15 protein-coding genes are annotated in these 20,631 nt (G+C 57.0%); all 15 read right to left on the bottom strand.

Annotated elements, in window-relative coordinates:
- Positions 1-1,608, bottom strand: a complete 1,608-nt coding sequence (locus PPRO_RS08040) for a CTP synthase (RefSeq protein WP_011735519.1) — start codon at positions 1,606-1,608, stop codon at positions 1-3.
- 23 nt (positions 1,609-1,631) lie between these two features.
- Complete coding sequence (kdsB, locus tag PPRO_RS08035) at positions 1,632-2,399, bottom strand: 3-deoxy-manno-octulosonate cytidylyltransferase (protein ID WP_011735518.1); 768 nt, start codon at positions 2,397-2,399, stop codon at positions 1,632-1,634.
- 194 nt (positions 2,400-2,593) lie between these two features.
- The gene (locus PPRO_RS08030; RefSeq protein ID WP_011735517.1) at positions 2,594-3,826 is read right to left on the bottom strand and encodes an EAL and HDOD domain-containing protein; all 1,233 of its coding nucleotides are present in this window, start codon (positions 3,824-3,826) and stop codon (positions 2,594-2,596) included.
- A gap of 12 nt (positions 3,827-3,838) precedes the next feature.
- Positions 3,839-4,909 (bottom strand): protein-glutamate methylesterase/protein-glutamine glutaminase, encoded by a 1,071-nt coding sequence (locus PPRO_RS08025; protein WP_011735516.1) that lies wholly within the window; start codon positions 4,907-4,909, stop codon positions 3,839-3,841.
- A 321-nt stretch (positions 4,910-5,230) separates the two neighbouring features.
- Positions 5,231-6,055, bottom strand: a complete 825-nt coding sequence (locus PPRO_RS08020) for a CheR family methyltransferase (protein ID WP_011735515.1) — start codon at positions 6,053-6,055, stop codon at positions 5,231-5,233.
- 73 nt (positions 6,056-6,128) lie between these two features.
- Positions 6,129-6,602, bottom strand: a complete 474-nt coding sequence (locus PPRO_RS08015; protein WP_011735514.1) for a chemotaxis protein CheW — start codon at positions 6,600-6,602, stop codon at positions 6,129-6,131.
- A 12-nt stretch (positions 6,603-6,614) separates the two neighbouring features.
- On the bottom strand, positions 6,615-8,291 hold the full coding sequence (locus PPRO_RS08010; protein WP_011735513.1) for a methyl-accepting chemotaxis protein: 1,677 nt from the start codon (positions 8,289-8,291) through the stop codon (positions 6,615-6,617).
- Between the two features lie 291 nt (positions 8,292-8,582).
- On the bottom strand, positions 8,583-10,706 hold the full coding sequence (locus PPRO_RS08005) for a chemotaxis protein CheA (protein WP_011735512.1): 2,124 nt from the start codon (positions 10,704-10,706) through the stop codon (positions 8,583-8,585).
- 105 nt (positions 10,707-10,811) lie between these two features.
- Positions 10,812-11,177: a response regulator gene (locus tag PPRO_RS08000; protein ID WP_011735511.1), complete on the bottom strand. Its 366-nt coding sequence runs from the start codon at positions 11,175-11,177 to the stop codon at positions 10,812-10,814.
- The gene (locus PPRO_RS19445) at positions 11,177-11,524 is read right to left on the bottom strand and encodes an STAS domain-containing protein (protein WP_011735510.1); all 348 of its coding nucleotides are present in this window, start codon (positions 11,522-11,524) and stop codon (positions 11,177-11,179) included. Before PPRO_RS19445 ends, PPRO_RS08000 begins: the two co-directional genes overlap by 1 nt.
- 15 nt (positions 11,525-11,539) lie before the next feature.
- On the bottom strand, positions 11,540-13,393 hold the full coding sequence (locus PPRO_RS07990; protein ID WP_011735509.1) for a methyl-accepting chemotaxis sensory transducer: 1,854 nt from the start codon (positions 13,391-13,393) through the stop codon (positions 11,540-11,542).
- Positions 13,394-13,575: 182 nt separating this feature from the next.
- On the bottom strand, positions 13,576-14,043 hold the full coding sequence (locus tag PPRO_RS07985; RefSeq protein ID WP_011735508.1) for a cytochrome P460 family protein: 468 nt from the start codon (positions 14,041-14,043) through the stop codon (positions 13,576-13,578).
- 75 nt (positions 14,044-14,118) lie between these two features.
- The gene (locus PPRO_RS07980; protein ID WP_049759678.1) at positions 14,119-15,249 is read right to left on the bottom strand and encodes a hybrid sensor histidine kinase/response regulator; all 1,131 of its coding nucleotides are present in this window, start codon (positions 15,247-15,249) and stop codon (positions 14,119-14,121) included.
- Positions 15,250-15,475: 226 nt separating this feature from the next.
- Positions 15,476-19,948, bottom strand: a complete 4,473-nt coding sequence (locus PPRO_RS21720) for a methyl-accepting chemotaxis protein (RefSeq protein WP_332248372.1) — start codon at positions 19,946-19,948, stop codon at positions 15,476-15,478.
- Positions 19,949-19,986: 38 nt separating this feature from the next.
- Positions 19,987-20,502, bottom strand: coding sequence for a chemotaxis protein CheW (locus PPRO_RS07970; protein WP_011735505.1), 516 nt, complete (start codon positions 20,500-20,502; stop codon positions 19,987-19,989).
- Between the last annotated feature and the right edge of the window lie 129 nt (positions 20,503-20,631).

The raw sequence follows: 20,631 nt of genomic DNA, 5'->3' as shown, positions 1-20,631 counted from the left end.
TTACCTCGCATCGCGCTGGATCAGGGCAGCGCGCACAAACGACTTGAACAGGGGATGGGGCGCCAAGGGCTTCGATTTGAATTCGGGGTGGAACTGGCATCCCAGGAACCAGGGATGGTCGGCGATCTCCACCACCTCCACCAGATCCTTGTCACGGTAGATGCCGGAGAGGATCAGCCCGTTTTTGGTCAAAACCTCCCGATAGGCGTTGTTGAATTCATAGCGATGGCGGTGGCGCTCGGATATCTCCTGGGCATTGTAGGCCACATGGGCCAGGGTGCCCTTCTCCAGGGAGCAGGGGTATCCCCCCAGACGCATGGTGCCCCCCTTCTTGCTGACACTCTTCTGCTCCTCCATCAGATGGATCACCGGATTGCCGCACCCCTTCTTGAACTCGCTGGAGCAGGCGTCGTCGATATGGCAGACGTTGCGGGCGTATTCCACCACCGCCATCTGCATGCCGAGGCAGATGCCGAAGAAGGGAATCTTGTGCAACCGGGCGTATTCGATGGCCATGACTTTGCCTTCTGTGCCACGCTCGCCGAATCCTCCCGGCACCAGCACGGCATCCATATCCACCAGGTGGCCATCGATGCCGTCCCGCTCGATTTTCTCCGAATCGATGTACTTGAGGGAAACGCGGCAGTCATTAGCGATGCCACCATGGGTCAGCGCCTCGGACAGCGACTTGTACGACTCGGTCAGGTTGACGTATTTGCCCACGATGGCGATGCGCACTTCGCCATGACCGGGGTGGCAGACCGTTTCCACCACGTCTTGCCAGGGGGTCAGGTCGGGCGCCTTTGTCCAGATGTTAAGCTTTTCCACCACCCGTTCGTCCAGTCGCTCCTTGCTCAGCGCCAGCGGTACGTAGTAGATATGTTCGCTGTCAACCACCGGGATGACGTCCTTCACATCCACGTTGCAGAACAGTGCGATCTTGTTCTTCATTTCCTGGGGGATCTCCCGCTCGGAGCGGCAGAGCAGAATATCCGGCTGGATACCGATCTTGCGCAGTTCCATGACCGAATGCTGGGTCGGCTTGGTCTTAAGCTCGCCAGCCGTGCGGATGTAGGGCACCAGGGTGACGTGGACGTAGAGGGTATTGCCAGCCCCCCGGTCGAAGCGGAACTGGCGGATGGCTTCCAGGAAGGGGAGCGACTCGATGTCACCCACGGTTCCGCCCACTTCGACGATGGCCACATCGGCGCCTTTGGCATTCTCGATGATCTTGCACTTCATCTCGTCGGTGATGTGCGGGATTACCTGCACCGTGCCGCCCAGATAATCCCCGCGGCGCTCCTTGTCGATGACAGAAAAATACACCTGGCCGGTGGTGAAGTTACTCTTCTTGGAGAGGCGAGCATTGGTGAAACGCTCGTAATGCCCCAGGTCCAGGTCTGTTTCGGCGCCATCGTCGGTGACGAAGACCTCCCCATGCTGAAACGGCGACATGGTTCCCGGGTCAACGTTGATGTAGGGGTCCAGCTTCTGCAACGTAACCCGCAGACCACGCGCCTCCAGTAATGCGCCCAGCGACGCGGCAGCCAGTCCCTTACCGATGGAGGAAACGACACCGCCGGTAATAAAGATGAATTTTGTTTTCATGCATACAGCTCCTGTAGCGAAAATTACTTGGACTGAATGGCTCTGAACCGCTCCCTGGCCTTGACCAGGTCATCGGGGGTGTCCACACCAATGGATTCAAACTCAGTCTCGACGACGCGGATACGGGCGCCGTTTTCCAGCGCTCGCAACTGCTCCAGTTTCTCGGAAGTTTCCAGAAAGGTGGGCGCCATAGCGGCGAACTCCACCAGAAAATCACGACGATAGACGTACAGCCCCACATGCTTGTAGCAGAGCAGCTTCCCGCTGGCGAATGACTCGTCCTTGAGATCCTGCCACTTGTCCCGGAAGAACGGCAGGGGCGAGCGGGAGAAGTACAGCGCATTGCCGTCCCGGTCGGTTACCACCTTGACCACATTGGGGCTCAAAAAATCGTGCAGGCAGCGGATGCGGCTCTTGAGTGTAGCCATGCGCAGGGACGGGTCATCAAGGAGCGGGCGGATAGCCTGGTCGATCATCTCGGGAGCGATCAGCGGCTCATCCCCCTGGACATTGACGATGATGTCGGCGGAGAGCGTCCCAGCCACCTCGGCCAGACGATCGGTTCCTGTTTCGTGGTCATTGCGGGTCATGCGACAGACACCGCCGAAGACCGAAACCGCCTGCTGGATACGCTCGTCATCGGTAGCGATAATGACCGAGTCCACCAGTGAAGCCCGTGCCGTGCGCTCGTAGACATGTTGGATCATCGGCTTGCCGTCGATGATGGCCAGCGCCTTGCCCGGAAAACGCACAGAAGCAAAGCGGGCTGGAATGACTGCTGTGATGTTCATCCGGGTTGTACCTATTAAAAGAGAATGTGTGTTACGCGTGCGACCGCGCGTCGCAGATCGTCCGTGGTAGGACGTGTCAAGTTACCGCAAAAGTCTGGGGGTGTCAAGAAAGGAAAGAACCGTTGGTCGGGAGGAAAACAGAGGTCAGAGCAAAGGGGAACGCCGGAACGGAGTACACCACCCCCATGCAAGACCTACTTCTGCGCGATCACCCCCGCCCGCCAGCCAAAGGCCTCCATCTGGGCCGCCAGCAGCTGAGTCATGGTGACATTGCACTCATCCAACATGGGGATGACGGCATCGAAATCGGTGGTTTCCACCTTCTCCGCCAGGGCCAGCAGCATGCCCAGCTTCCCCTGACGGGAGAGCAGCGCCGCGCTCACGTCGTCGCTCAGATGCAGCCCCTCCACGATCTCCTCCATGGGAGTTTCGAAGAGCACATCCAAAAGCGACAGGATGCCGGTCATGAAGGCGGCCTCACCGTATTCGTCCTGGGAGCGTTTACCGTCAGTCAGATGTTCCATCATATGCCCCCGCACCACCGCCATCTCCAGCAGGGGGTGGTTCAGACCGCGGCTGTCGTTGATGGCGAACAACGACAGTTGAGCCCAGCGTCTGAGCTGGTTGAGTCCCAGGAGCACGATGGCATGACGCAGGTTCTTGATCTTGTTGCGCAGGCCAATGCCCACGGAATTGACCAGACGCAGTAGGTTGTAGGAAAGGCCGGGGTTCTCCTTGAAGGTCTGTTCCAGCTCCGACAGCGAGGCATCCATGATCAACTGCTGCAGAAGCTTCATCATGGCCATGGCCGACACGTCGATGCGCTTTCTGTTGAGGATCACCGGCCGCTCGAAGAAGTAGCCCTGGAAATAGTCGAAGCCCATCCTGAAACAGGCCTCGAACTGCTCCACCGTCTCCACCTTCTCAGCCAGCACCCGTATGCGACGGCGGCGGAAGGTGCGCACGATCTCAGGCAGTTTGCTCATATCGCTCTGCAGGATATCGATCTTGACGATATGAATGACCTTGTAGATCTCGTCATGCTCCTCGCTGTACTCATGATCGTCCAACGCCAGCTGGAAACCGAGCTTTCTCAGTTCCCGGCAACGTTCCACCACATGTTCGTTCAGATCGATGATCTCCAGCAGTTCGATGACCGTCTGGCCGATGGGGAGCAGTTCGATGAATTCGGAGAAGAGCACTTCGAGGTTGACATTGATGAAGCCGAGCTTTCCCCCCAAAACCTCCTCGATGCCGAAGCTGGACATGACGTTGCTGATGACACTGGCGCTGGCGTGGGAGTAGTTGGTGAAACTGGCTGCATTAAAATCGGTGGACCTGAAAAGCAGCTCGAAACCGATGATCTCCTGATGGCGATTCAGGATGGGCTGGCGCCCGAGGAAGAACTTGTCCGATCTTTTTTCCACAAAAACAATCCTTTAGCAGCAGAGTCGCAGCACCTCGGCTGCAATATGTTGAAGCGGCGTTATCTTGTGGACACCTCCCTGCTTTACCGCCTCGCACGGCATGCCGTAAACCACGCAGGTCGCCTCATCCTGGGCGATGGTGATGGCTCCGGCGTCGTACATCTCCCGCATGCCCCGCGCTCCGTCGTCCCCCATGCCGGTCATGATCACACCGACCGCGTTTCTTCCGGCATAGCGAGCCGCGGAACGGAAGAGCACATCCACCGAGGGGCGGTGTCGGGATACCAGTGGACCATCCTTAATCTCCACGTAATAGCGCGCGCCACTGCGCTTGAGAAGTGCGTGATGGTTGCCCGGCGCGATCAGCGCCCTGCCTCGCACAATCGTATCGTTGTCCCGTGCCTCCTTGACCGTCACCCGGCAGGTGGCATCCAGACGCTTGGCGAATGCGGCGGTGAAGTTCTCCGGCATGTGTTGAACGATGACGATGCCGGGGGTATCCTCGGGGAGCATCTCCAGAAAGACCTTGAGCGCCTCGGTGCCGCCGGTTGAGGCGCCCACCACCACAACCTTTTCGGTGGTCTGGATCATGGCCTTGGTATTGGGCTTTTCCATGATCACATCTGCGGTGTATTTGGGCGATATCTCTTTCATGGTTCGCATCGCCCGCATCGGTTCCAGCCTGGCCGCGGCAGCCCCCTTGATGGCATCGCAGATACGGACCCGTGACTCCTCGATAAACTGCTTGGTTCCCAGCTTTGGTTTGGTAATGATATCCACCGCACCGTATTCCAGGGCCTTGAGCGCTGTTTCACTGCCGCTCTCCGCCAGACTGGAACACATCACCACCGGAATGGGGTGCTGGCTCATCAGTTTCTGCAGGAACGTCAAACCATCCATGCGCGGCATCTCCACATCCAGCGTGATCACATCGGGAACGACCGTTCTCAGACGCTCCGCCGCCAGTATGGGATCGGCGGCCGTGGCAATCACCAGGATTCCGGGATCGGAATTGAGAATTTCGCACAATGTCTGACGCACCAACACCGAATCATCGATCACCAGTACCTTGATTTTTTCCACGGTTTCACCTCCGTAACCGGATCATTTTTTCCACCCACACGATGAAGGAATACAACCCCATCCCGAGTACAAAAGTGCAGTTTCCGCCACGCACGCCCTCAACACGGTGGAGACCAAGGCAGATTTGTTGGCGACAACACCTCCCCCGGCTTGAGAAAGATGTTGTGGGTATGTAAGGCAATTAACTTTTTTCATGACATAAGCAGAGATAGAGGTATCCCGGCGCACGAAGAATCCAACAAAAGGAGCGGGCACATCCTGTTCTGCCTGACCGCTGTTGCCTATTCTCTCACACGGCAGCTAGCCGTGGTCGCACGTTCCCTATTCTTTTCTGTATACCGTTGACGCCACCGGTCTAAAATCCACATCCAGGCCACTCAGGGTTTCCGAATGTCCGATAAACAGGTAGCCTCCCGTTCGCAACTGTCGATGGAATTTCCTCATCAGGGTCTGCTGGGTTGGTTTGTCGAAGTAGATAACCACATTGCGGCAGAAGATAACATCCATTTTTTCGGCAACGCCGAAATCGTCATCCATGAAATTGATTCGGCGATAAGAAACCGTCGAACGCAGTTGGGGATTTATTCGCACCAGAGACAGGGCAGGGTTCTTGCTCTTCATCAGATACTTCTTCTTGATATTGAGCGGGATGGTATCGGTCCTCTCCTCGGAATAGACGGCGGTCCTGGCAGTCTGCAGAATCTGGGTACTAATATCCGAAGCCAGTATGGAAAACCTGAACTCTGGATTGTGATCGGCGAACTCCGACAGGACCATGGACATGGTATACGGCTCTTCGCCGCTGGAGCATCCCGCGCTCCAGATCCGGAAAGGATCACGCAGCAACATCCGGTTTGAGGACAGGGCCTGGGGCAGAACAATCTTTGTCAGAAAATCGAAATGTGCCGGTTCGCGGAAAAAATCGGTCTTGTTGGTGGTTACCACGTCGATCAGGTGCACCAGTTCACTGTCGTGCCCCTGGCGACTGAACACAAAATCGCCGTATTCCTCAAACGTCGCTATTCCCAAAGCCTTGAGGCGCTTCTGCAGACGCGCCTCAAGCATGGTCTTCTTGGCGGGCGGCATCTTGATGCCCACATTATCAAAGATAAAACTGCTGAAACGTTGGAATACGCGATCCTTCATCGTGGCAGGTAATTGTGGCGAGAGAGTATCCCGGGTATTTGTCAAGGCAGCATCCTCATCGTCTGTCCATGGGTCAGGTCAAATCAGCCAGCTCGGCGGAAGAAAAGATCCTGTCGATATCCAGGATCATCACGAAATGATCATCTACCTTACCCATCCCCCTGATGAAATCGGTGTTCAACTTTGTACCGATATGAGGTGCCGGCTCTATCTTTTCCGCCTCCATCTCGACCACTTCCTGGACCGAATCGGCCAGGGCACCCAGCACAAGGGAATCGCCGTCAAGACTGATTTCAACCACGATAATACAGGTATTGACGGTCTGTTCGGTCATGCTCATGCCGAATTTGAGCCGCATGTCCACGACCGGCACAACACTGCCACGCAGATTGATTACCCCTCTCATGAAATCAGGGGTCTGAGGCACCTTGGTTATTGTCGTAACTTCGAGTATTTCCCGAACCTTGGCAACGTCGAGGGCAAATATTTCGTCAGCAAGTTTAAAGGTAAGATATTGGATTGATTCAGTTATGCTGGCAACGCCCATGGCGGCCCCCCTCTAGTATTTCTCGAATTCATCATCAATCTTGTCCGGACACTCCAATCCCAGTTCCAGATTAATGCCGTTGTTGGTACGTTTTGCGGGCACGGAGTTACTCCGGCCATTGTTAAGGGCAAGCTGGCTACGACTCGTCTGCCTGTCGTTACGCTGCCGAGGGATGCGGGCATACATGTCGTCCAGCTTGAAAAAAGAAATTGCTTCGCTCAACTGCTCGGCCTGGCTGGAGAGTTCTTCCGAGGTGGAAGCCATCTGCTCACTGGCCGACGCATTCTGCTGAATGACCTGATCAAGCTGCTGAATAGCCTTGTTGATCTGCTCGGCGCCACTGTCCTGCTCCCTGCTGGAGGCGCTGATTTCCTGCACAAGTTCGGCGGTGCGCTGGATATCCGGAACCATCTGGACCAGCATCTCGCCAGCCTGCTCGGCAATGGCCACACTGCGGCTGGAGAGGCCGGATATCTCGCCGGCGGCAGCCTGGCTCCGTTCGGCTAGCTTGCGGACCTCAGAGGCGACAACGGCGAAACCCTTGCCATGTTCGCCGGCACGGGCAGCCTCGATGGCGGCATTGAGCGCCAACAGATTGGTCTGACGGGCGATTTCTTCGATGATGCCTATCTTGGTGGCGATTTCCTTCATGGCTGCAACGGTCTGGGTGACCGCCTTGCCCCCTTCCTTGGTGTCCACCGAGCTCTTGACGGCTATCTTCTCGGTCTGCATGGCATTATCGGTGTTCTGTCGGATACCGGATGCCATCTCTTCCATGCTGGAGGAGATCTCCTCGGCACTGGCCGCCTGTTCGGTAGCCCCCTGGGAGAGCTGTTGGGCTGTTGCCGAAAGCTGCTGGCTGCCGGAAGCCACGTTACTGGCCGCCCCCATGACATCGCCCACGACCTGCTTGAGTTTTTCTACCATGTTAGAGATAGAACTCATCATCTGACCGGTTTCATCACGGGATTTGGCAACGACAGAGATGGTCAAGTCTCCCCTGGCCAGGGCATCGGCCACGGCCACGGCCTCATGTATGGGTCTGGTTATGGCACGACTGATAAAAACACCCATCCCGACGGCCAGCAACACAGCGGCAAGAGCCACTACCGTCATCAGACGCGTCGCACCGGCGGATGTGGCCGCGTTTTCTTCGGATGTCTTTTGGGCCTGCGCCAGCTTTGCATCAATCAGGTTGTCGATGGTGTCGCTGAATTCTCCGGCTATTTTTGCAAACTGCCCCGAATCCAGCAGTGCCTGGACCTCCCTGACATTGTCGGCCAGGGAGAATTGCAGCAAACGGTCCATGAGGTTGTAGTAGTTCGCCCGTTCCCTGTTGAAGTCGGCAAACATCTTGCGGCCTTCTTCGGTCAGGATGGTCTTTTCGAAGAGAGCCGCCTCCTTGTCGATACTCTCCTGGAATCCTTTGATCCCCTCAATCAGCCTTTCCTTTTCACTCCTGACGCTGCTCCTAAGGATGTAGAGCACATTGACGCGAATCTTCTGAAAATTGGTCGAGATGGTCAGCAACTGGGCAGTGGGAACCGTAATCTTCTCATAGAGCAATTTGTCGGCGGCATTGATCTGGTGGATCTTTCTGATGCCGACAAGACCGAGCACCCCAGCAATGAGGGCAACAACAACAAATCCGGAAATCAGTTTGGCGCCAATGTTCAAATTATTCAGCATCTTTCCACCTCCGTTTAGGATTAAGTGAAGCTATCTGAATGAAACAACAGCACTGCTGCCCGTCATCTGCTGGAATCAACAAAAGGGTACATAAACCCGTTCCGTGATACTTTTTCACTATTAAGCTAGCCTTAGTCCACCCCCACGCATGAACAATAACACATAAGACAATATTTTCACCCAAACACCGCTGCTTGCTTTTTGGCCTTTATCGTTACCACTTGAAGCGGTGCGGTTTGCAGAAACATGGCGAACGATGATGCCCCTTCCGAGCGACTCGTCGCCAGGACATCACTGAGTCAGGCTGGCCTCGGCCATTTCGGCGCACTGGGTCAACACGCCGGGGTCGAGGATCAGGGCCACGGAACCGTCGCCCAGGATGGTGGCGCCCGATACCCCCTTGATGTCCTGGTATAACCGCCCCAGCGGTTTGATCACGGTCTGGTGCTCGCCAACCACAAAATCGACCACGAATCCGATGCGCATCCCATTCACCGAGACGATCACGATCTGCTCGATATCAGGACGATCACCGTCAATCTCGAACTGTTCCCGCAGCGAGATGAACGGCGTGAGATTGCCCCTGATGATTGCCAGGTTGCGTCCATGGGCTGCCTCCACATCCTCCCGGGTCAGTTCCACGCACTCCTCCACCGCGGCCAGGGGCAGTACGAAGTGGCTGTCGCCGATCTTGACCAGCAGACTCTCGATGATGGCCAGGGTCAGGGGAATCCGCAGGGTGATGGTGGTGCCGCTTCCCCGCACGCTGTCAACTTCGATGGTGCCACGCAGATCCTGGATGCCGCGTTTAACCACATCCATGCCAACACCACGGCCGGAGATGTTGGTGATCTTCTGCGCGGTGGAGAACCCGGGGGCAAAGATCTGCGAATAGATTTCCTTGTCGGACACCTCGGCAGTGGCGGCCAGAAGGCCCCGCTCAACAGCCTTGGCGCGGATAGTGTCCCGGTCCAGGCCGGCACCGTCATCACGGATGGTTATCAGAACCGAGTCGCCGGAATGTACGGCCCCCAGGCAGACGGTGCCGACGGAGGGCTTTCCGGCGGCCCGCCGAACATCGGGCATCTCGATGCCGTGGTCGATGCTGTTGCGGATGATATGCACCAGCGGGTCGTTCAGCTTTTCGATGACGGTCTTGTCCAGTTCGGTCTCGGCCCCGAAAGTCTCCATCTCGATTTCCTTGCCCAGTTCCTGGGAAAGGTCGCGCACCAGTCGTTTGAACTTACTGAAGGTACTGCCTATAGGCAGCATACGGATGTTCAGGGCCGTATCGCGCAACTCGTTGGTGAGTCGCTCCACCTCTTCGGAGATGGAAATGAAGGTGGCATCGCCACAAGCCAATGAAACCTGGGAAAGCCGGGCTTGCACCGTGACCATCTCCCCCACCAGGTTGATCAGCTGATCCAGCCGTTCGGCAGGGACACGGATACTGGCAGCGGCATCCGCCTGGGGAGCGGCGCTCCGCTCCTGACGCACGGCCTTGACGTGCTGCTGCTCAATCAGGGCCGACTGGACCTTCTCGGGGTCGACAATTCCCTGCTCCACCAGCAGCTCTCCAAAGCGCTTCTGCTGGGTTAAAACCGTCTGCATCTCCTCGACGGAGAGGTCGCCACGCTCCACCAGGATGTGACCCAGCTTCTTGTAGCCATCCTCACGGTCGATCAGGCCACCGCTGTCGATCAGCTGGATCTTGATATCGCAGTCATCCTCTACGAAGATGAACACGTCCTTGATGGCATCTTCGCCACGAGTGCTGGTCAGGATGATATCCCAGTACAGATAGCAGTGTTCCGCCGTCAGGTCGTCAAGCAGCGGGATCTCGTCCAACTGGGCCACCACATGGCACTCCCCCAGACTGCGCAGTTCATTGATCAGAGAGACCGGATTGGTACCGAACAGCAGCAGTTCGCGAGTGGGGCGAAAGCGGATACGCCAGGTTTTTTCCTCGGTAGCCTCAGCTTCGCCAGACTCACTCTGACTGGGCGCCGCCTCTACTTCGCCGCCACCTCCCACGGCCTGCGGCAGCAACTGCTGCAGACTGGCTATGATCTCGTCGCCCTGGCTGCGGTCAACCTCCCCCGAACCGGCGGAAGCATCCAAAAGCGCCAAGATATGGTCCCGCGACCTGAGGGTCAGGTCAAGCAGGCGCTTGGTCACGCTCATCTTCCCATTGCGTACCATGTCGAAGACCGTCTCCACCTCGTGGGTGAATGAGGCTATCTCGTCGAACCCGAACATGGCGCCGGAACCCTTGATGGTGTGCATGGCGCGGAAGACGCGATTAATAAGGTCATCGTCGTCCGGCGTGTCCTCCAGTTCCAGAAGCGAGCTCTCCAGTTCTGCTAACAGCTCACTGGCCTCCTCACGGTAGGTTGCTATGGCTTGTTCCATCATAAATAACACCTCGGTGTGTGGGTAAGAGGTGAAGAAAAAACTGGTGGGGAATAAAGGGGTATGGCCTCACTCTTTGCCCTTCACTCCTCACCAGATTTTCCAGCCCTACCCCAGTACCTTCTTGATAACGGCAATCAGCTGCTCGGGTTTGAACGGCTTGACAATCCACCCGGTGGCGCCGGCCGCCTTGCCCTCGGCTTTCCTCGAGTCCTGGGATTCGGTAGTCAGCATGACGATCGGGATGAACTTGTTCAGGGAACCGGCCCGCACTCCCTTGATCAGGCCGATGCCATCCAGATTTGGCATATTCAGGTCGGTCAGCAGCATATCGACCTTCTGCGCATTCAACTTGTTCAGGGCATCACGTCCATCCACCGCTTCCACGACGGTATAGCCGTTCTGCTTGAGGGTAAACGCCACCATCTGGCGAACACTGGCCGAATCATCGGCAGTCATGATTACTTTTGCCATTACTCCACACCTCCAAACCACCTACAGGTAGAATTGTTATTCTGTGTACAGACTGCGTGGCGCTCGGCGCCACAGGCCTGGATCACCTCGACCAGAGCCCGGGATCGCGGACCGGAGCACGAAAAGGTTTTGCCGCTCGCCGCGGCTGTCTTGCAGGCCGAACAGAGAACCTGTATCCCGGTGATGTCGATATCGATCTCCGGTTCAAACTCGACCGACACCTGTTGAGATACCTCCAACCCTTCCCGGACCAGCCGCGCAAATTCGCCCACATTTTCGATCGTCAGGCGGTTTCCGCTCGATATGACGATTTCGCCGTTTTCACGGCAGGTACTCGCAAGTGCCATCTTTTCTATCTCCTGTCAGAACAAATCAACGTTATCGCCAAATTCGGAATCGCTCTGCGCATCGGTCTGGGCCGTGGATGTTTCAGGCTGCTGCGCGCTGGTCGCATGATTGCCGCCTCGCTTGCGGGCAATGGCTTCATGGATGTGACGTTCGCTCTCCATGGTGTAGTGTTCTTCCATGTGACGCAGATTCTGTTTAAACTGACTGCTGGCCGGCTCTATATGACGCGCCTGTTCAACGATCCGCTCCAGATCCGTAAGCACACCGCCAGCCATGTTCTTGATCCGCTCATGCACATCGATTCCGGAGGTAGCCGACTCCACATCCTCGGTCAGGGACTGCACATTTTCCCCCAGGCCGGCCAGCAGACCGAAGAGTTCGTCGTTCATGACGCCCAGGGTGTGGAGGATTTCAGACAACTCGGCTTCCATGGCCGAGATCAGCCCACCCGATCCTGCCTCATCGCCAAAGGATTCGGCCGTAAGGTGCTCGGTCGTGGTATGAATCACGTTGAGCGTCGAGGCGACTGATTCCGTCTGCCTGACCGCTTCGTCAGACAGACGTTTAATCGCCTCGGCCAGCACTCCCAGAGCCGCCCCTTCCCGACCGGTATGAGCCGCCTTGATCTGCGAATTAAGTGCAATCAGGTCTATTTCGGAACCGATATACTCGATATCTTCGACAAAGCCGGTAATCTGCTGGATAGTGGCGGCCACGCTCTGCATGGTAGTCGCGATATCGTGATCGGACTTGGCGCAGCCGACCAGCACCGAGGTGACGGATGACATGCCCTGCCTCAGATCATCAACGAACGAACCGCTACCGGAGTCGGCCACACCGGCTACGGAGAGGGATTCATGGGCCATGGAACTCTGCTTGCTGGCAACATCACGGAGATTTTCAACGATTGTACAGACCGCCGCATACAACTCCGAAGTGGCGAAACGGAGTTGTGCTTCCTGAAGTTCGCACACATCCCCGGACTCGATAACCAGGGCCCTGCCACTTTCATCGTCCAGAACAGCTTCCTCCACGACAGCAAGGTTGGTTGACAGCTTTTCCAGTGCCTCGACGACATGCTCCACCTGCTGGCGTGTTATGTCATGGGTCTGCTGCGATGAGACAACCTCACTGATATTGGCGCTGACATCCGCGGAAACTTCGGAAACCATGGAACCGAAACTGGAGCAGCGATCGGTGACGGCAATCAGCTCCTGAAGGCTGGCCGCGGTTCTGGAAAGCGCCCCCCGCACCTCGGCATCCTGAGCTGCTTCACTGGAGTAAACGGACTTGAGGTTCGACTGGATTGTCACTGCCAGCAACTGGCGATGATTCAGGATGGTTGCCGACTTTTCGTTGACCTGATGGGAGAGTTTTTCAACATCCATGGCAAGATTAACAAAACCACTGCCCAAATCCCCCAAACGAGAACTCTCGATTTTGGTCGAGATGCTCAGCATACGCAAGGTCTTGTTCATCTTCTGGAATCCCTCGAGGGGTGTGGTCAACTGCTCCAGCAGATTTTGCACCTGTTCCAGGGTCTTGAAACTATCGCCGCTGCGGCTGCGCGCGCCGGCCAGATACTCTTCCATATCCGACATCATCTGACGCAGACGGCCAATCAGCATTTGCAGGCGTTCACCGGAAACGATATCCATCAGCTCACCGGCCATACGGGTAATGTCAACCGAGCGCTGGTAAAATGACTGCAACTGCGACCCCATCTGCAGGAACTCGTCTTCGGTTGTCCCGGCCAGCACTCGCAGCGTCTCAATCGCGGGAGCAATACTCTTCCGCCAGGAGGCGACTGTTTTGGCAACCGATGCCGAGTCGTTCTTTTTCGAAAAGGATTCAATTGCTAGTGACATGGTTGTCCCTTCATCTCCGCAAACCGGATCGCGCTGCCATACCGGCGAGAATACGTAATTGGAATTACAATAACAGCTTCCAGATTAATAAACAGCAACCAAGGTTCGTTCCAGAAGACGTGAAAGCCCAATGAGGTTCAACATCAATGGGCCCGTGTCAGTGCGTAATGATTCGCCTGACGTCACTTGAAGTCTTTTACTGTGGAGATCACGAAGTCCCGCTGTGACGCGTCCTTCAGGTGGCAGCCAAAGCAGGTGGCAACCGGATCGATTCCACTCGGCTTGCCGTTGGCGCCAAACCCGGAGAATTGCCAGCCGCCGGTCTTTTGGAAACGTTTGTCCTTGCGCATCATGACGACCATGTTCTTCGGGCCGTCAACTGCGGGATTACCCTTGATGTTGAAGTGCTCCACAATGATGCGGCTCCCTTCGGCAAAACGGTTGCCAGCCTGGTAGCCCTTCATTGCCTTTGTATCGGCATAGATGTAATGGATTCCGTAGAAAAGAGAACTCTTGTCGGTAACGACTTTCCGTTCACTCTTTTTCCAGGAACGGTACCCCTTGGGGAGCAGTACGGCGGGAGCTGCGAACGCAGCGATCGAGGCGAAAAGAACCACAACGGAGACAACGAGGGATAACCTTGATTTCATTGACACTACCTTCCAAAATAAAATTTATTGCCTGCACTATACCATTGAAAAAAAAAATGTCACGCTCCGTCCATATCAGAGGGTACGCCCATCGATCAAGGCGCGAACCTGTTCCAAAAGCAGCAGGGGATCAAGAGGCTTCGTGATCCTGGCAGCCCCCTTCATCGTACGCGCTGTCCCCGCGTCGTCGGTTCCCTGGAGCAGCATGAACTTGATTTTGTCATCGTTTGCAAGCTGCCGCCAGCAGGTCTCCAGATCATGTACGGGAAGCAGCGCCTCATCAAGCACAACCAGCGAAATCGCTTCCTGCCCGCGTCGAAGCAGTTCCTGCGCTTCCAGACCATCCGAAGCAGTCAGGACCATGTAGCCCGCCCCCTCCAGAAGGCTGGCATTGATTTTCAACATGACCGGGTCACTGTCAACCAACAGGATGGTTTCCGTGCCCCCCGGTAATAGCCCTGCGCCAGTTTCTGACATCACCATCTCCTCCTGATCGCATATCGGCAGGTATATGCTAAATAGTGTTCCCTCACCCGGACTGCTCTGCACATGTATGGCGCCGTTATGTTGGCTGATGATGCCGTACACGACGGAGAGGCCGAGACCGGCTCCGGCGTGCAGTTCCTTGGTGGTGAAATAAGGTTCGTAGATTCGGCAGAGGTTCTCCCTGTCGATTCCTGTTCCGGTATCGGATACCGTCATCAGGGCATAGTCACCCAAAGGGCAACCTTCTAGATGGGGCAGAGCTCCATCATTCGTAACCCGCGACAGACGCATGCGCAGAACACCGCCGCGGGGCATGGCGTCACGGGAGTTGGCCGCCAGATTCATGAGAACCTGCTCAATCTGCCCGAGATCAACCATAACCATCACCGTTTTCTCCTGCTGGTCGGTTATCAGCTGAATATCTTCGCCGATGATGCTCCCCAGAAAACGATGCATGTCATGAAAGACCTCCACTAGATTCTCGGGCCCCATGACAACCGCCTGCCTGCGACTGAATATCAGAAGATCTTGGGTAAGCTGCGCGGCCCGTTCGGCATAATTGCGAATCCGGGAGACGAACGGCATCTGATCGGGATAATCGGCCGCGTTCATTTCCAGCAGGGTACAGGCGCCGATGATTACCGTCAGGATATTGTTGAAATCATGGGCAACTCCACCAGCCAGTGTCCCGATGCACTCCAGTTTTTGCGACCGGCTCATGTTTTCTTCGCGAATCGTTCTCATTCTCATTGCCATGTTGTTTGTACATGCCTGACTAAACAAGGGGGACATGAACAAGACCTCCGAGACTGTCGAAACCTCGGAGGTCTTGACCTTCACACTCTCCACAAAAAACAGTTATCTCTCGGACCGGTTAAAAAAAAGGGGGGCGAGAATCGGGTTGAGAAGAGTTTCGCCCCCCTGTCGTGCAGTACCGCTTACTCAGTTAGAATTTTTCAAACTCGTTATCGAGGCTGTCAGGCCCGATGGGTCCCAGATCCAGGTTCACCCCCCCACTCTTCGGGCTTCTCGCTGGGGGCATTGCCGGTTTCTTTACCACCGGAGCCTGACGGCGCGGACCGGCTGTGATTTGCCTGGGCGCCGCATTTCGCGGTCCCGGCAGGGCCTTCTGCCTGCGGTCGTCCAGCGCGAAGAATGCTATGGTGGCCTTCATCTGCTCGGCCTGGCTGGAGAGTTCCTCGGTGGTGGAGGCCATCTGCTCACTGGCAGAGGCGTTCTGCTGGATTACCTGGTCCAGCTGCTGGATGGCCTTGTTGATCTGCTCGGCGCCGCTATCCTGCTCACGGCTGGCGGCGCTGATTTCCTGCACCAGTTCTGCGGTCTTCTGGATGTCCGGCAGCATCTTGTCCAGCATCTCGCCGGCCTGCTCGGCGATTGCCACGCTGGTGGTGGAGAGCTGGCTGATCTCGCCGGCAGCAGCCTGACTCCGTTCGGCAAGTTTTCTTACCTCAGAGGCTACCACCGCGAAGCCTTTGCCGTGCTCGCCGGCACGGGCAGCCTCGATGGCGGCATTCAGCGCCAGCAGGTTGGTCTGGCGGGCGATCTCTTCGATGATGGAGATCTTGGTGGCGATCTCCTTCATGGCAGACACGGTCTCCGTTACCGCCCTGCCCCCTTCGCGGGCGTCGGAGGCGGACTTGATGGCGATCTTCTCGGTCTGCAGGGCATTGTCCGTGTTCTGGCGGATGCTGGAGGCCATCTCTTCCATACTGGAGGAGACTTCCTCGGCGCTGGCGGCCTGCTCGGTGGCGCCCTGGGACATCTGCTGGGCCGTGGCGGACATCTGCTGGCCGCCGGCCGCCACGTTATCGGCAGCTGACTGGACTTCCGTGACCACTTCCCTGAGCTTCTCCACCATGGATGCCAGGGATTCCATCAGTTCGTCATCTTCGCAACGTTTCTTCAGGTCGACCATCAGGTTCCCCTGGGCAATCTGCTTGGCGTTGGCGGTGATATCACCGATGGCGTCGATCAGTACGTTGAGGTTGTTCTTGATGTCGTTGAAGTCGCCGTTGTAGGTGTCGCTGATAGCGCTCGGCATGTCTCCCCTGGAGATGCGGGCAACGTAGTCGGCAGCCATGTTCAGCGGTCCGATGACCGCGTCAAGGGTGCTGTTGATCCCCGAGACCACCTTCTGGAAGTCACCCTGGTGCTTGCCGGCATCGGCACGGGTCGCAAGTCTTCCCTCCAGTGCAGCATTCACCAGCAGGTTAGTATCGCCGATCATGGAGCCGACCGCCTCCTTCACCTTGGTGAGGCTGTCGTTGATCTTGACAAAACCTTCCCTGGTGGCGGCGGTGTGTTCATCAGCTTCCTTGACCTGCAGATCCAGCTCCAGGTTACCGGCAGACAGCCTGGTCAGGTTCTCCGCCATGCGCTCGATCTCGCAGTTGGTGTAGTCACGGTTCCTGAGGATCGGGGTAAGATCCGAAACAACCTCCACATAGCCAATCTTCTCGCCCTTTTTGTTGAGCAGGTAGGATGTATCCTGCTTGCACTGGGAACCGTGCCAGTCGAAGTAGCTCTCGCCGACGCCCTTCTGCAGTTGGCGGATGCCGCATTTCTCGGTGTTGCAGATGTTGGCCGCCGCGCTCGAGCACGGCTTGCCCACCGCCGCCCTGCGGTCCGGAACCGCTCCGCTGTCAATCATCAGCTTCTCGAAGGCCTTGTTCAGCATGGTCCAGTTCATGTCCATGTCGATGACGTGGAGTGGGTATGGCACCGCATCGATGATTGCTTCATACCACATAACCTTATCCACCACGGTGTCCAGAGTCTGGTTGATGCCTGCCACGATCTTGCGGTAGTCGCCCTGGTGCTTGTCGGCATCGGCACGGGTCTCCAGCCTGCCGGCGATGGCCTCGTGCACCAGCATGTCCGTATCGGCGATCATGGAGCCAACCGCCTCCTTAACCTTGGTGAGACTGTCGTTGATCTTGACAAAACCTTCCCTGGTGGCGGCGGTGTGTTCATCGGCTTCCTTGACCTGCAGATCCAGCTCCAGGTTACCGGCAGACAGCCTGGTCAGGTTGTCGGCCATGCGCTCGATCTCACAGTTGGTGTAGTCGCGGTTCCTGAGGATCGGGGTCAGATCGGTGACCACCTCCACATAGCCGATCTTCTCGCCGCGCTTGTTGACCAGATAGGAGGTGTCCTGCTTGCACTGGGATCCGTGCCAGTCGAAGTAGCTCTCGCCAATGCCCCGCTGCAGCTGGCGGATGCCGCACTTCTCGCTGTTGCAGATGTTGGCCGCGGCGCTGCTGCACGGCTTGCCCACCGCCGCCCTGCGGTCCGGAACCGCTCCGCTTTCAATCATCAGCTTCTCGAAGGCCTTGTTCAGCATGGTCCAGTTCATGTCCATGTCGATGACGTGGATCGGGAACGGTACCGCGTCGATGATCGCCTCGTACCAGACAACCTTGTCCACAACCGTGTCCAGGGTCTGGTTGATGCCGGCCACGATCTTGCGGTATTCGCCCTGGTGTTTGTCGGCATCGGCGCGGGTCTCCAGCCTGCCGGCGATGGCCTCGTGCACCAGCATGTCCGTATCGGCGATCATGGAGCCGACCGCCTCCTTCACCCTGGCCAGACTCTCGTTGATCTTGACGAAGTCTTCCCTGGTGGCGACGGTGTGCTCATCGGCTTCCTTCACCTGCAGATCCAGCTCCAGATTGCCGGACGCCAGCCTGGTCAGGTTGTCGGCCATGCGCTCGATCTCGGCGTGGGTGTAGTCGCGGTTCCTGAGGATCGGGGTGAGGTCGGTGACCACCTCCACGTAGCCGATCTTCTCGCCATTCTTGTTGAGCAGGTAGGAGGTGTCCTGTTTGCAGTGGGCACCGTGCCAGTCGAAGAAGCTCTCGCCAACGCCCTTCTGCAGCTGGCGAATGCCGCACTTCTCGCTGTTGCAGATGTTGGCCGCGGCGCTGCTGCACGGCTTGCCCACCGCCGCCCTGCGGTCCGGAACCGCTCCGCTTTCAATCATCAGCTTCTCGAAGGCCTTGTTCAGCATGGTCCAGTTCATGTCCATGTCGATGACGTGGATCGGGAACGGTACCGCGTCGATGATCGCCTCGTACCAGACAACCTTGTCCACAACCGTGTCCAGGGTGGCATTGACGCCGGCCACGATCTTACGGAAATCACCCTGGTGCTTGCTCAGGTCGGCGCGGGTGTTGAAATTGCCGTGAACCGCCGCATCGGCTAGCATGTTGGCATCACTGACCAGAGCGTTTATGGCTTCCATCATGCCAATGAAATTCGGCACCAGATGATCGTTCTCGCTGCGGCGACCCTTGCCATCGCCGATGGCTTTGTAGATTTCCAGGTCGCTGGTATCGCCGCAGGCGATGCTTCGTGCGGTTTGAGCCACGCGCAGCAACCTCTCCCTGACGTCATTGACGGCATGGCCGACTTCGGCGTAAATGCCCAGGTACTGGCCTTCCACCTTCTGGGTGTGATCGTTGACGGCCATCTTCTGCAGCACATTGTTGGCCTCCACGAGACCGCCCAGCCCCTCGATGCAGCGATTGACACTCTGCTTTATGTTGTTGTAGTCGCCGCGGTACTCTTCGGTGATTACTTCCGGAAGTGCACCGTGACTGATCGTCTCGATGTAGTCAGTGGTCACCTTGAGCGGAGCGGTGAAGTTTTCGAAGAGGTTGTTCAGGCCGGCAACGGCCCTGGAGAAGAAGCCCTGATGCTTGTCCGGGTCGACGCGGGTATCCAGGTGCCCTTCGTAGGAAGCGATGCACATGGTGCGGATGTCGACGCGCAGCGCCTCGTTGGCCTGTTTGCAGCGGTTGAGGCTTTCACGCAGTTCTCCAAAGTCTCCTCGGTAACCGTCTGTTATCTCTTCGAAGATTTCGCCACGACTCAGCAGATCGATACGTTTTGCAGCATCGTGAACCGTCTCGACAACAGCCTCCAGGGTGCCGTTCACCCCCTCGACGATCCTTCTGAATTCGCCCGTGTGCCTGGCCGCATCAGCCCGGACCGAGAGTTTCCCGGCGATGGCGGCATCGGACAGTGTCGAAGCATCGCTCACAACGGATCGAACCGAATCAGACACCCTCTTCAGGGCAGCCATGACGCTGGTGCTGTCGCCGGGAGCCACCTGTATGTCACGGCTCAAATCGCCGGAGGCAAGCAGATTGGCAATCGCCGCCACCTCACCGGTTTCAGCCCCAAGCTGACCCAGTACGGCACGTACGATACTGCTGCCCAGTACGATGGCCAGCACCACTCCCACCGCCACCAGCGCCAGCACAAACAGTGGTGCGCTACCGGAGGTTGAGCCCAGTGCCAGCTTCGCCCCGACACCACCGAGTATCCCGCCAATGAGCGCCATTGCGATAAACCCGCTCATCAGCATTTTTTTCAGCCCCGTGTCCTTGAACATGTTTTTGTTCTCCTTTGCCATTGTTTTCATTCCACGCCCTATGCCATCAGTTCCGCTTCACCCATTGACGTTGCCATTCCACCCATTTCCGCGAGGGAACTTGTCGCCTCATCCGGCAGCATCCTGTCGATATCAAGAATCATGATAAACTCGTTACCCTGCTTGCCCATGCCGCTGATAAAATCGGTTTTGACCCGCGAGCCCACCTTGGGGGCCGGTTCGATCTGGCCGGGATCCAACTCCATCACCTCACGCACCGAATCGGCCAGAGCCCCCATTATGAGGGATGAACCTTCGGCGGTAACCTCCATGACAATAATGCAGGTATTGACGGTGGTATCCGTCTCGGGAAGTCCGAAGAGCACCCGCATGTCAACCACCGGCACCACACTGCCACGGAGATTGATCACACCATGCATGTAGTTCCGTGTCTTCGGCACCTTCGTAACCGCCGTATACTCCAGGATTTCCCGAACCCTGGCCACATCCACTGCAAACACCTCGCTGTCGAGAACAAACGTGAGATACTGGGTTGCCTGCAACTCTTCAGCCATTGTTGTCCTCCCCTTCCGGTTCCGTAATCAAAAAAGCATGTTTGGTCGCCGTCTGATTTCAACATATGTGCCAAAGAGGCATAAAGAGTATGAACGACGTTTCAAAGCGCGCGCTGGCGGGCTGGTGCG

The sequence above is a fragment of the Pelobacter propionicus DSM 2379 genome (assembly GCF_000015045.1).
GTDB classification, from domain to species: Bacteria; Desulfobacterota; Desulfuromonadia; order Geobacterales; family Pseudopelobacteraceae; genus Pseudopelobacter; species Pseudopelobacter propionicus.
The sequence above is the reverse complement of the archived record's forward strand: the minus strand, read 5'-3'. Positions and strand labels throughout refer to the sequence as shown.